The 12,547-nt window shown below is 70.2% G+C and carries 11 protein-coding genes; 6 read left to right on the forward strand and 5 right to left on the reverse strand.

The window, feature by feature from the left end; genetic code table 11:
• The 3 genes from ACWC9T_RS38205 to ACWC9T_RS38215 form a co-directional block, all read left to right on the forward strand.
• The coding region (locus ACWC9T_RS38205; protein ID WP_449825643.1) for a sensor histidine kinase at positions 1 to 672 on the forward strand (672 nt) is incomplete at its 5' end.
• Positions 669 to 1,343 (forward strand): response regulator, encoded by a 675-nt coding sequence (locus ACWC9T_RS38210; RefSeq protein WP_449825644.1) that lies wholly within the window; start codon positions 669 to 671, stop codon positions 1,341 to 1,343. The genes ACWC9T_RS38205 and ACWC9T_RS38210, both read left to right, overlap by 4 nt.
• Positions 1,344 to 1,924: 581 nt before the next feature.
• Positions 1,925 to 3,292, forward strand: coding sequence for a hypothetical protein (locus ACWC9T_RS38215; protein WP_449825645.1), 1,368 nt, complete (start codon positions 1,925 to 1,927; stop codon positions 3,290 to 3,292).
• Between the two features lie 31 nt (positions 3,293 to 3,323).
• Here the strand turns inward: ACWC9T_RS38215 and ACWC9T_RS38220 are convergent, their stop codons facing one another.
• From ACWC9T_RS38220 to ACWC9T_RS38230, 3 genes are all read right to left on the reverse strand, one after another.
• The gene (locus tag ACWC9T_RS38220) at positions 3,324 to 3,704 is read right to left on the reverse strand and encodes a hypothetical protein (RefSeq protein ID WP_449825647.1); all 381 of its coding nucleotides are present in this window, start codon (positions 3,702 to 3,704) and stop codon (positions 3,324 to 3,326) included.
• 32 nt (positions 3,705 to 3,736) lie between these two features.
• Entirely contained in the window at positions 3,737 to 4,081 is a 345-nt protein-coding gene (locus ACWC9T_RS38225) for a hypothetical protein (protein WP_449825648.1), read from the reverse strand.
• Between the two features lie 983 nt (positions 4,082 to 5,064).
• Positions 5,065 to 5,826, reverse strand: coding sequence for a hypothetical protein (locus ACWC9T_RS38230; RefSeq protein WP_449825649.1), 762 nt, complete (start codon positions 5,824 to 5,826; stop codon positions 5,065 to 5,067).
• 538 nt (positions 5,827 to 6,364) lie between these two features.
• Between ACWC9T_RS38230 and ACWC9T_RS38235 the strand changes: the two genes are divergently transcribed.
• Genes ACWC9T_RS38235 through ACWC9T_RS38245 form a run of 3 tightly spaced genes read left to right on the forward strand, consistent with a single transcriptional unit; the run spans position 6,365 to position 10,034 of the window.
• Entirely contained in the window at positions 6,365 to 6,832 is a 468-nt protein-coding gene (locus tag ACWC9T_RS38235) for a hypothetical protein (RefSeq protein ID WP_449825650.1), read from the forward strand.
• 17 nt (positions 6,833 to 6,849) lie between these two features.
• A complete protein-coding gene (locus ACWC9T_RS38240; RefSeq protein WP_449825651.1) occupies positions 6,850 to 8,970 on the forward strand; it encodes a hypothetical protein in 2,121 nt (706 codons plus the stop codon).
• Positions 8,967 to 10,034, forward strand: a complete 1,068-nt coding sequence (locus tag ACWC9T_RS38245) for a hypothetical protein (RefSeq protein ID WP_449825652.1) — start codon at positions 8,967 to 8,969, stop codon at positions 10,032 to 10,034. The genes ACWC9T_RS38240 and ACWC9T_RS38245 overlap by 4 nt, the downstream gene beginning before the upstream one ends.
• 351 nt (positions 10,035 to 10,385) lie before the next feature.
• Here the strand turns inward: ACWC9T_RS38245 and ACWC9T_RS38250 are convergent, their stop codons facing one another.
• The gene (locus ACWC9T_RS38250) at positions 10,386 to 11,060 is read right to left on the reverse strand and encodes a response regulator (protein ID WP_449825653.1); all 675 of its coding nucleotides are present in this window, start codon (positions 11,058 to 11,060) and stop codon (positions 10,386 to 10,388) included.
• The coding region (locus ACWC9T_RS38255) for a sensor histidine kinase (protein WP_449825654.1) at positions 11,057 to 12,547 on the reverse strand (1,491 nt) is incomplete at its 5' end. The genes ACWC9T_RS38255 and ACWC9T_RS38250, both read right to left, overlap by 4 nt.

Here is a 12,547-nt window from a genome sequence, read left to right on the forward strand (position 1 = left end):
CTCGCCGCCGCCCGCGCCTCGGTCGGCTCGCTGCGCAGCCCCGACGTCGAGTTCTCGCCCGAGGACCAGGCCGAACTCCTCGCCACCGCCGACGAATCGCTGGTCAAGCTCACCCGCCTGGTCGACAACCTGCTCGACATGAGCCGCCTCCAGGCCGGCGCCCTCACCCTCCATCTGGCGCCCATTTCACTGGAGGAGATGCTGGTGCACGCCGTGGACTCGTTGTCCGACCCGCAGGCGCCGGTCCAGCCGCTCGACCTGGACACTGCCCCGCCGGTGCTCGCCGACCCGCCGCTGCTGGAGCGTGTGCTCGCCAACGTGATCACCAACGCGCTGAGCCACAACGCCCCCGGCGCACCCGTGCTGGTCACCGCCAGCCACCACGCCGACCAGGTCGAGATCCGGGTGATCGACCGCGGCCCGGGCATCGCCCCCGAGGACCGCGACCGGGTCTTCCTGCCCTTCCAACGGCTCGGCGACACCGACAACACCACCGGCGTCGGCCTGGGACTTGCTCTCTCCCGCGGCCTCGCCGAGGCGATGGGCGGCAGCCTGGAGGTCGAGGACACCCCCGGGGGAGGCACCACCATGCTCCTCGTCCTGCCAACAGCGCCGTCCACGGGGCACGAGGAGCCCGACACCCTTGAACTGGAGAGGAACGCGGACCGGTGAGCCACATCCTCGTCGTCGACGACGAGCCGGCGCTGCGGCGCACCCTGCGGATCAGTCTGCAGGCCAGACACTATTCGGTGCTCACCGCGGCCACCGGTCAGCAGGCGCTGGACTCGGTGGGCCGGTCCTCGCCCGACGCCGTCCTCCTGGACCTAGGGCTGCCGGACTTCGACGGGGTCGACGTGATCCACGGCATGCGCTCCTTGTTGACCGTGCCGATCATCGTGCTGACCGGGCGGGCCCAGATCGAGGACAAGCTCCGCGCGTTCGACGCGGGCGCGGACGACTACGTGACCAAGCCGTTCGTGATGGACGAACTGTTGGCCCGGCTCCGAGCCGTGCTGCGTCGGCCCGCCGAACCCGAGACCTCGCCGTCGACGCGGATCGGGCCGAACGCCGTCGACCTGGAGGCGGGCACGATCACCGGCCCGGACGGCCCGATCCGGCTGACCCCGACCGAGTGGAAGATCCTCGGCCTCCTGCTGGCCAACCCCGCGAGACTGGTACCCGGGCAACAGATCCTGAGTGAGGTCTGGGGCCCGGACGCGGCGAACCAGAGCAACTACTTGAGAGTCTTCTTCTCCAGCATGCGCCGGAAGCTCGAACCCGACCCTGCCCGGCCGCGCCATCTGATCACGGAGCCCGGGATCGGCTACCGGTTCCAGCCCTGAGCCAGGTATCCGGGACGGGCGAGACTCGCGTTCCGCGTCCGCGCCCGCTCCTTCCGGCCTACGGCCTGACCTACCACGAGGACCGGAAGACGCTCGGCGTCTGGACCTGCGAGGGGTCCGCCGAGCAGCAGTGGACGATCAGCCGCTGAGAGTCAGTAGTCCAGCACGCTCCGTGCGGGGGCCGCGTACCTGGCCGGATCCTGTGTGAATGCCTCGTCAAGATCGTCCTCGGCCGCGTCAAGGACGCGTCAGAGCGGGCGGACGGATGTTCGGCCGCACCTAGTGTGAGCTGCGAGGAAACGGTTCGCCGCCCGGGCGTGGGGCCTGACGGCGAACCGTTTGCCGAACCCCGACCCCCGGCGGGTTCCTCCGGGCAAGGTTCGGCGGCCAGTGAAAAACAGGGGAGGGGGCGCGCGGCGATGCCAACGGGAACGTCGGGCGGTACGGCTGTCGTGGGGAAAACGGTCGCGTCGGAGACGGCGCGACAGGAGGCAGCCGTACCACTTCCCGCGCCGCGCGCCCCCCGTCACCGGCCTGGCCGGTCGTGGCGCACCCGGGCCTGGTGGAACACCCCGCGCCTGGTGCGTGCCCTCGCCGGGCTCTGCCTGATGACGCTGCTCGCCGCCGGTGTCACGACCGCCACCGTCCTGGGCGGGGCCCGGGACGGCACGGACGTGATCGGCCACCGGGCCGCCCCTCAGGTGGTGCGCTCGGCGGACCTGTACTTCGCGCTCAACGACATGGACGCCCAGGCCGCCAACCTGCTGCTGTTCGGCGCGGATCCGGACTACGCGGCGCTGCGCAAGGAGACCCTGGACACCTACGAGCAGCGGCGCACCCAGGCCGACACCGACCTGCAGCGCGTCACGGAGGCGGTGGCCGGTGACGCGGCCGGGCAGCGGGCGGTGCAGACCGTCATCGGCGAACTCGGCCGCTACGAGGCCCTGGTGGCCCGCGCCCAGCTGCTGGAGGACCAGGCCCACGCTTCGGCCGGCCGCCCCTCGGCGGACGCCCTCGCCGCCTATCGGCAGGCCACCGACCTGCTGCGCCAGCAGTTGCTGCCGGCCGTCGACGAGGTGACCAAGGCCAACGCGGTGGTCGTGGAACGCAACTACACCGACCAGCGCGATGCCCTGGCGGGCGGCTGGTGGGGGATCCTGGTCACCGGCCTGCTCGCGCTCGCGGCCCTGGTCGGGCTGCAGCGCCTGCTGGCGGTGCGCTACCGGCGGCTGGTGAACGTGCCGCTGGCCGTCACGACCCTGCTCACCGTCGTCGGGCTGGTCATGGCGCTGACGTTGGCCTCGCGGGCGGACGACCAGCTGGTGGTCGCGAAGAGCAACTCCTTCGACTCGGTGATAGCGCTCAGTCGGGCGCGCGCGGTGGCGTACGACCTCAACGCCGACGAGAGCCGCTACCTGACCGACCCCGCCCGGGCGGCCGCCTACGAGCAGAGCTTCCTCGACAAGACCCAGTCCTTCGCCCGGGTCGACGGCGCCACGCTCGCCTCGTACAGCGACAAGCTCGCCGCGCTGGCCGACCGGCACCGGGCCGACCACGGCCAGGTGGGCTTCGGCGGCTACCTCGGCGACGAACTGCGCAACATCACCTTCGCCGGCGAACAGGAGGCGGCAGAGCGGGTGCTGGCCGCCTTCCAGCAGTACCAGCGGGACGACCGGAAGATCCGCGAGCTGAACGCCCAGGGCAAGCTCAAGGAAGCGGTCACCTTCGACACCGGCACCACCCCGGGCCAGTCCAACGCCGACTTCGACGTGCTCAGCACCGCCCTCGACGACACCCAGGCCATCAACCAGCGGGCATTCGACGGAGCCGTCGCCGCCACTGACGACGACCTCGACGCCACCACCGCAGGCCTCGGCGCGGCGGCCCTGGCGGCGGCGCTCGCCCTGACCGCACTGGGAGTCCGGCCCCGCCTGCGCGAGTTCGCCTGACCGGGAGGCGGAGGCCAGGCATCGGGACGTCTCAGGCTTCGTCCGGCAGCGGCAGCGAGAACTCGTAGCCGTGTTCCGATGCCCCTTGAAGGAAGACGAGCCTCACGGTGAGCCGGTCGGCCTCGGCAGCGACCGCGGGCTGCCCGGAGATGGTGCCCTGCGTCCGTAGTCCGTCGGTGCTCAATCCGTGGGCGCCGCCGTAGTCGGTGTAGTGGTTGCCGAGGTCGTCGGTGGCCTCCAGCCAGAGGAACAGCGGCGGCGCGGCGGGGGAGACGGGAGGGACGTCGTTCGGGAGGGGCGGGGTGACGGAGTACGTCACGGTGAACTCCTCCGCCGTTCGGGTGAGGGAATGGACCGTCAGTTCGTACTGCCTGTCCAGGACCTCGATCCGCTGCTTGCCGACGTCGTGCATCGCTGTGTCCCTCCTCGTCTTCCGCCGGCCGGTCAGGCGCTGCCGGGCCTCGGGACCTGGCAGGTGATGTAGCGGTCGGCCGCGGTGTTCGGCTTGGAGCCCTTGAGGAACCAGTAGAAGGTGACCTTGTTGCCGGTCTGGATGGTGCCACCGCCACCGCCGCCGATGAACTGGTAGCTATTGAGGCTGCCGTGGAAGTTGTACCAGTTCGGCTCGGTGTGCGGGTGGTACGGCGGGTTGATGGCACGGCCGTTGATGTAGGAGTACGGCATCGTCACGGTCACGGTCGGCCCGAGCGCGCCCTTCGCGGTGTTGGACAGCTTGAAGCTCCAGGCCAGTGTGCCACCCGATGAGCGCTGGAACTGCACGGTGGACACCGCGTGCGTCCAGGTGCCGGTGCACAGGGTGTCGGCCGGGGTTCGGAGGTGGACCGCGAGGGCGCGGACGGCGGCGCTCTCCGCGGTGAGGCCCTCGCTGGCCGCGACGGTTCGAAGCCGCCGCCGTTGGCCTGATCGTCCGGCGCGGCCGCACTCGCCGGTGTGGTGCCGACGGCCAGCAGAGCGGCGGCGGTCGCAGCGCAGAGCGCGGTGACGGTGAGGCGGGAGACTGTGCGGGAAGCCATCGAATTCCCCTCAGCGCAAAGGTGGTTGCCAGGTCTGCTCCACCCTTGCCGCCTGGTTGCGGCGTGTGCAAGGCAGCGCGACGTCAGGGGCCTGTATGGAAAGCGTAAGCGAGGCTCCGGATCCGCAGGAGCCAAGCGAATCGTGGCGCGTTAATGATCCGTTGTGTCGTCGAGCAGCTTCCAAGGGCTCGCAGGCAAAGGCTAGCTGAACGCACAGATCGCTCCAAGGCCGGGCTTCGTGGCCGTCGGTCCAGCGGAGACAGTCATTGATCATCTGGAGCAGGTTGTATCGCTTGGCGCTGTCGGGAACGAGCGCCTGGTCATCTACTTCCAGCAGGTCGCGCCAGTGCGGGGCAGGCCAGGTGTCAGAGGCAGGGAATTCCTCTGGCTGGGAGAACTCACGAAACAGTCATATTTGTCCGTCCTCGGCGATGAATTCCACATACATATTCTGGCCGCCTCCAGACGCTCGGCTGGCGAAGCGTGAAACCGGAGTCTTTGCCGGGAAGGCTGATGTGAACGAGGTCGGTCGTCGGAACAATATGGGCCGCCTCTGGACTTGGTGTTCATCGAATGGGAGGGGCATAGTCGGGTGCCGCGGTCAGTTCGGGCCAGGGAGGGGCTGGCGCTGGGCACCTGGTGCAGCAACACGAAGGCAAGGCGGTCCGCGCTGGAGGAGATCGACCCATGGTGATGCCCCGGCCCGGCGGGCCCGTGGGTTCGCTTCCTCGTGTGCGCTCAGCGACGCTCGCCCGCGTCCTTCCGGGCCGCGCTCTTCTCGGCCTGGCCCTTCTCAACGAGGATCGGCATGACGGCCGCCAACAGGCCGAACAAGAGCGACAGCACCAGGCCGACCGCATCCGGCATGCCGCCCGAACCGCCGGCCTTCTCCACCGCGTGGGAGTGCGCCCAGCCGATGACCATGATGAACGCGAAGCCGCCGATCAGGAGGGTCGGCAGCACCAGCAGGACCGACTGCGCCCAGCCGACGTCCCAGCGCACCAGCAGCAGGAGCGCCGCGCCGTAGGCGACCCAGATCCCGGCCAGGACAAGGCGGTTGACGTGCGGATAGGTGAACCAGACGGTGGCCAGGGCGAGTAGCGTGCAGACCACCGAGAGTAGCTTGACCAGCGGCCCCAGCCTCCGTTGCTCAGTCGGAGGTTTGTCCTGCGGTGCGCGCTCGGCGTGTCGGAACACCCAGCTTGGCGCTCCGTCGGGCCCGCGCTCGATCACCTGCCAGGGCCCCACGGACCGCGCCACCTCGGCGGCCTGCTCGGCCCCGACTGCCGGGTACTTCGCCTTCAGCAGGTCGAGCAGCACGGTGTTGCTCGGTGCCGCCGCCAGTTCGGCGCGCAGCTCGGCGAGTTGCTGTTCCACGGGCACACCCTCGCGCTGCCGGCGGAGCCTGCGGACCGTGATCAGCCGGTAGAGCCACCACAGGTTGCCGAGGCCCACCAGGCCGAGCAGGACCATTCGCACGTCCAGCAGGAACCGCATCACGCCGAACCTCCTCTCGCCACCGGCCGAACACCGGCGGCCTCCCGCCGCCGGCTGAACACCGCCGTCAGCCGAACGCCTGCCGGACCCGCTCCTCCAGGCCGGGCGCGGCGCGAGCAGCGACAGGTTCCGCAGGGCGGTGCCCACCGCCGCCGCCCAGTGGTCCCAGTGCTGCCGGTGTTCGGTGCTGAGCGTCACCAACACCAGGTACTGCCCAGCCGGAGCGTCGACGCCGCCGGGCTCTCAGCTGCCATTCCGCCCCCGTGGGGTACACCAACTGATGACGTGACAAGTGATCCTAAGCCACTGTCAGTTCGCCTCGATCCCGAATGGCGTCAAGATCGCATTACTGATTTCGGCGCTTCGGGAAGGGCTCCGGTTCGGGCCTGCAGCCTCTTGACGAACCCTTGACAGAGATCGTCTGCGAATCCGCAACCGGGCCCCGTGAGAGTGCGTCAGCATGCAAACGGAGACCGCTGATGGGGCGTCCTCCCGCAGAGGCGGTTCGCACTTTTTTCACTTGAGGGGGAGTCGCACACACATGGTCAGCCCGCAGTTCACCACCGGGCCGGTCGCCCCGGCCACCGCTCCCGGCCGGACCGGCGGCACCAATGAGGGCCCGGCGCCCGGCAGGCTCGTCCTGGCCGGCGGTGCCGGCAGGCCCCCGTCTCACCCGGCCCCCGGACCGGTGACCACCCGCCTGGACACCCCGTACGAACTCGGTGCCTCGGCCGGGGCCGCCCGGCAGATAGCCACCGATCTGAACAGCACCAACGGCAAGGCCGGGGCCGGTGCGCACAGCCTCACGGAATACGCGAGCACCGCGGCGACGAAGGTCCGCGGCTTCGCCTTCGGCGGCGCCCTCACCGACAGCACCGAACGTTGGCTGCAGCAGTGCACGGCTCTGCACGACCGGCTCGATTTCGCTGCCGCCAACCTGGACCGGTCCCAGCAGGGGTACCGCACCAACGAAACCGCGACCGCCGCCAACCTGACCGCGGGCGCCTGAAGGGGGATTTCGGGCACATGGTGTCCTTCAAAGAACTGCACGAGGCGGACTTCTCCGGGATCAGCGACGCTGCCGACGCGTGGTCCGGCGTCGCCAAGTCCCTCACCTCACTGGACGACCGGGTCACCAAGGACCTCACGCCCACCGCCCAGCGGGCCGGCTGGGAGGGCACGGCCGCCGACGGCGCGACCAAGGTGCTCCAGGGCATCGACGGCGACTTCAAACAGGCCTCGAAGGTCGCCACCGCGCTGGCCTCGATCATGAAGGCCGCCGCCGAGGACTTCGCCGCCGCCCGGCGCGAGCTCGACACCGCGATCCACGACGCGCAGACCGACAAGATGACCGTCACCGCGGACGGCGTCGTCAACTGGACCCTGCCGAAGGAGGCCCGGAACGACACCGACAGCGCAACGCTCGCCCAGGAGCTGAGGACCAAGGCCGAGGCCATCCAGACCCGCCTGACCAAGGCCGCCGAGAAGGCCGCTGGCGCCGACCAGCGGGCCGCCGCCGCGCTCCGGGGCGACATCGGCACCAGCACCACGTCCTTCAACCCCGCCCCGTACGGCGGCGGCCCGGTCGCCGACGCCAACCGGGCCAAGACCCTGCTGGCCAAGGCCGACGACCTCACCCCTCCGGAGCTGAAGACGCTGCAGGACCTCCTGGCCGCCAACGCGGGGAACAAGGACTTCGCCACCACCCTGATCAACGGCCTGGAGTACCACGGCAAGACCGGCCAGGACGCCCTGCTGGCGTACAGCGGGATCTTTGACGGCCTCGCCCACGGCAAGCGCCACGCCCACGACTTCCAGGCCGTCCTCGACGGCCTGTCCGTCTCCCTCGCCACCGCCACCCACGACGGTGGCATGGGCAAGGACTGGGAGAACCAGCTGCTGGCCGCCGCCCGGCGCCGCGACGGCGCCGACGGGTACAACACCAACTACCCGGCGCTGACCGCCCTGATGGGGGCCAAGGGAACGTTCGACAAGGTGTTCCTGCTCAAGGTCGGCAACGACCTGGTCGACTACGAGCGTGGCAGCAAGGACAAGGGCGAGGACCTCTGGGGCCCGAAGTGGACCGGCCGCCCCTACCAGACGGACCCGGTGGGCGGCCTGATGAACGCGCTCAGCCGCAGCCCCGAGGCGTCGAAGGACTTCTTCGACCCCGGAAAGGGCAGGAACCTGGACTACCTGCTGCGCGAGCGCAAGTGGCCCGACCAGGGGAATACGCAGAAGGCGCCCTCCGAGCAGACCGCTTCGCGCACCGCGTTCGGCTACGCCCTGGAGGCGGCCACCACCGGCCGCGATCCGCACAGCGACCAACCGGTCGTCCGTCCGCACGACAAGGTCATGTCGCAGATCTTGGACGAGACGATGAAGTCGTTCGCTGGCTCCGGCCCCGGGGACAAGACCTCCCTTCCCGCCGGACTCCGCCGGCCGATGGCCGACATGATCGCCGACTACGCCGCGGACATGCACGAGATCCTCGGCAAGGAGAAGCTGTACGGGCCGTCCCAGCCGGACGGCCTGACCGTCACCTCCGACCAGCTTCTGCGCCTCATCCGAGGCGCCGCGGAGGACCCGTCGTCCTACGCCGTCATCCACAGTGCCGAGACCCAGGAGATCGCCCACCGGCTGGACCAGCTCGACCGCGACGCCATGACGCCCGACGTGACGGGCCGCGCGAAGCCTCAACTGGAGTCCCTCGTCCACCACTCCGCCGCGACCCTCGGCGCGCTGGACGCGGTGTTCGCCGACGCGGCGCTCGACCATGCGGACGCCGACAACAAGACCGTGGACTGGCAGGCAAAAATGACCTATCACGCGATTGGCGGGGTCGTGGGCCTGATCCCGGAGTTCGGGGACGCCGCGCAGCGCTTGGTCGACGTCGGGACGTCGATGTGGGCGGACTCCGCCAAGGGAGAGATCGACACCCACCTCAAGGGCAACTTGAGCTCCCACTTCTCGGCCGGGCGGCAGCAGCTGGACGCGATGCTCAACTACAAGCTGGTCGAGTCCGGATACGACCACTTCGCGCTGGACGGCGACGGAACCATCCCCGATCAGCTCAAGCGAAGCGCGGGGAGCGCCTACAACACCGGGATCGACAACACCTACCGCACCGTGTTCGGCAGGGCGTGAGCGTCGTGGAAACCGACAAGAAGAACGAGCCGGCCGACGAGCTCGACGGGGCGGGCGGTCTACGCGAGCTCACCCCGGGCGCCCTCCGGGCGTGGTTGGTGGTGGTGCTCGCCCTCGCCTCGATCGGGGCGGGAGGGTTCGCGCTGAACCGGCTGACGAACGTCGGCGGGCCGGACAGCGTGTGCGATGGGGTGGCTTCGGCGGACCAGGTGCACGACCTCCTGGGGTCAGGACGGATCAGTGAACACAAGGACCAGCGCTACTCGCTGACGGAGAACTGGAGCGGAAACAACTGCGACGCCACCGTCAGGTCCGGCCTGTTCGAGACCTCCGAGAAGACCGTGCACTTCACCATCCGCCGCGGCACCGATGACGGCCCGGCCGAGTTGGCCGCGTCGGACGCCCGGCTGTTCCCCGGTGGCTCGGTCACCCCGACGGCGGCGTGGGCCGTGCTCCCCGAGGGCTGCGACAAGGGTGTGCGGGCCGAGGTGACCACCTACGAGGAGGGCCACGACGTGAAGGGCCACGACGAGGAGCGGGCCCGCTTGGCGGTGTCGTTCGCCAACGCGACGGCCAAAGCGCGCGCGTGCGGGGACCGGAAGCTCGCGGCACCGAAGAGCCTCTCGGCGAAGGGCGCCCAGACGGACCCGGACTGGGCCAACCTGTGCGGACTGCCCGGGTTCGCCCCAGCCAAGGACCCGAGGATCCCGAGCACTCCGGTGACCTTCCGGCAGCAGGTCACCACCGCCTCGGACCCGATCTGGTCCTGCACGATCACCGATGGGTCGTCGTCCCTGAGCCCGCAGATCTTCGCGATCACGACTGAGCCGCAGGCCACCACCGTGGCCAGACGACCGCACGACAACACAGGCACCGTCGGGCGGGCCCAGTGGGTCGCGCACGGGACGCTCATCGCCACCTGCCGGGGCAAGGACGTCTACTTCACCGTCATGGGTGGGTCCGACCCGTCCTCCCACACACGGTTGTTCCCCGACCAGGACGGCCTGGTACGACAGTTCCTCACCGTCGGCGGCAAGGCGATCGGCTGCGAGCCGATCCTCTAGCTCTGGCTATAAAACTGCCGTACATCGGTGGCACATGGATCTCCGACTATGACGGATTCCTGCCATGCTCGCTTCACCGCAACAGCAGCAGGACTGCCAGGCCCAGCGACGCCTGGCGGTCCTGCGGCACGCCGAGGAAAATGGGTGGTCACCGTGGCCATGCTCGCCCATGCCTTCCTTTCAGGGGGGCACTACACCCCACCACGTAGCCTCTGAGCAGGCAAAACGTCGAAGTCCTGCTGGAGTACCAGGCTGTCGAGGCGGGCCCGGAGGCGGATGCCAAGCGCGCCGCCCAGCTGGCCGCCAAGGGCAACAAGCTGACCGGCCCCGGATCGGTGTCCCGTGGGCGGGTCAGGGCTCGTAGCGGTAGCCCATGCCGGCCTCGGTGATCAGGTGGCGGGGGTGGGCGGGGTCGGGTTCGAGCTTGCGGCGCAGGCCCGCGAGGTACACGCGCAGGTAGTGGCGCTGCTTCTCGGCGGTTGGGCCCCAGACCTCGCGCAGGATCCGCTGGCCGGACACCAGGTGGCCCGGGTTGGCCAGCAAGAGGGTGAGGATCTTCCACTCGATGGGGGTGAGCCGGACGGGTCCGGACGGTCCGGTGGCGGTGGTGGCGTCCGTGTCGATCTCGTACTCGCCGATCCTGGGGTTGTGCTCGCGGACGAGGCGGGACGGCCTGCGCAGGACGGCCCGCAGTCGGGCGAACAGCTCGTCGGGGTCGAACGGTTTGGTGACGTAGTCGTCGGCGCCGGCGTCGAGGGCGCGGATCATCTCCTCGGGCTCGGTGCGGCCGGTCAGGACGATGATCGGCACGTCGAGGCGGGCGCGCAGGTGCCGGAGGACGTCGATGCCGTTGAGGTCGGGCAGGCCGAGGTCGAGGAGGACGGCGTCGGGCGTGTCGCGTTCGGCCGCGTCGAGTGCCGCCCGGCCGCTGTTCGCGGTGAGGACCTCGTACTGGCGGGCGCGGAGGTTGAGTTGGAGGGTTCGTAGCAGGAGTGGATCGTCGTCGACCAGGAGGACGCGGGTCACTGCGCCTCCTCGACCGGTGTGGTGGCGTGGGGTTCGTCGACGGCGGCGGGCAGGGTGAGCAGCATGGTGGTGCCGCCGCCGGGGGTGTCCTCGACCTCCAGGGTGCCGCCCATGGCTTCGGCGAGGCCGCGGGAGAGTGCGAGTCCGAGGCCGACGCCGGTGGTGTTGTCGGTGTCGCCGAGGCGCTGGAAGGGCAGGAAGACCCGGTCGCGGTCCTCGGGGGCGATGCCGGGGCCGCGGTCGACGACGCGGACCTCGACGTGGTCGGCGTGGCCGCTCGCGGTGACCAGGACGGGCGCGCCGGGGGCGTTGTACCTCAGAGCGTTGGCGATGAGGTTGGCCAGGACGCGTTCCAGCAGGGGCGGGTCGGCGAGCACGGGCGGGGCGGTGTCCAGGTTGAGCGGCTGGACGGCGGCGTCCGGGTCGGCCAGGGAGTCCATCGCCCGGGGCAGCACCTCGTCGAGCTGGGTGGCTTCCAGGTGGAGGGTGAGGGCACCGGCCTGGAGGCGGCTCATGTCGAGGAGGTTGTCCACCAGCGCGGTGAGCTTGAGCAGCGACTCGTTGGCCATGGTGAGGAGTTCGTCGCGGTCGGCGGGTGCGAACTCCACGTCCGCGCTGAGCAGAGATCCGACGGCGGCGAGCGCGGCGGCGAGCGGGGTGCGCAGGTCGTGGCTGACGGCGGCGAGCAGGGCGGTGCGCATTCGGTCGGCGGCCTTGATCGGCTCGACCTCGGCGGCGGCGGTGGCGAGGCGGTCTCGTTCCAGTGCGGCGGCGATGTGCGCGGCGAAGGCCGTCAGGACGCGTTGGTCGGCGGCGGAGACCCGGCGTCCGGCCAGGATCAGCAGCGCGTCCGGTCCGGTCGGCAGTTCGGTGACCGTGCGGTCCGCGGCCGGTTCGCCGTCGGTATCGCTGCGGGCGATGGTGCGGCCGCTGCGGTCGAGCAGGGCGACGGAGTCCAGGCCGAATGCGGTGCGGGTCTTGTCCAGCAGGGCGGGCAGGGCGTCGGCGCCGCGCAGCACGCTGCCGGCCAGGGTGGAGAGGGCCTCGGCCTCAGCGGTGGCGCGGGCGGCTCTGGTGGTGAGGCGGGCGGCGTGGTCGACGACGGTAGAGACGGTGAGGGCGACGATCGCGAAGACGATCAGGGCGATGAAGTTGTTGGTCTCGTCGATGGTGAAGGTGTGGATGGGCGGGATGAAGAAGTAGTTGAGCAGCAGAGAGGCCACCAGCGAGGCCAGCAGTGCCGAGGTCGCACCGCCGAGCAATGCCACTGCCACGACGCCGAGTTGGAAGATCAGTGCGTCGGTCGTGAGGTTGACCGAGGTGTGGAACCGGGACAGTACGGCCGTCAGCAGCGCGGGCACGATCAAGCCCGAGGCGAACCCGGCAACGGTACGGCGCCTGGAGTGGCGGCGGCCGAGCGAGGGCAGCCGGCCGCGGCCGGTGAACTCGTGGGTGACCATGTGGACGTCGATGTCCTCGGAGGCGTC

Source organism: Kitasatospora sp. NPDC001159, from assembly GCF_053598235.1.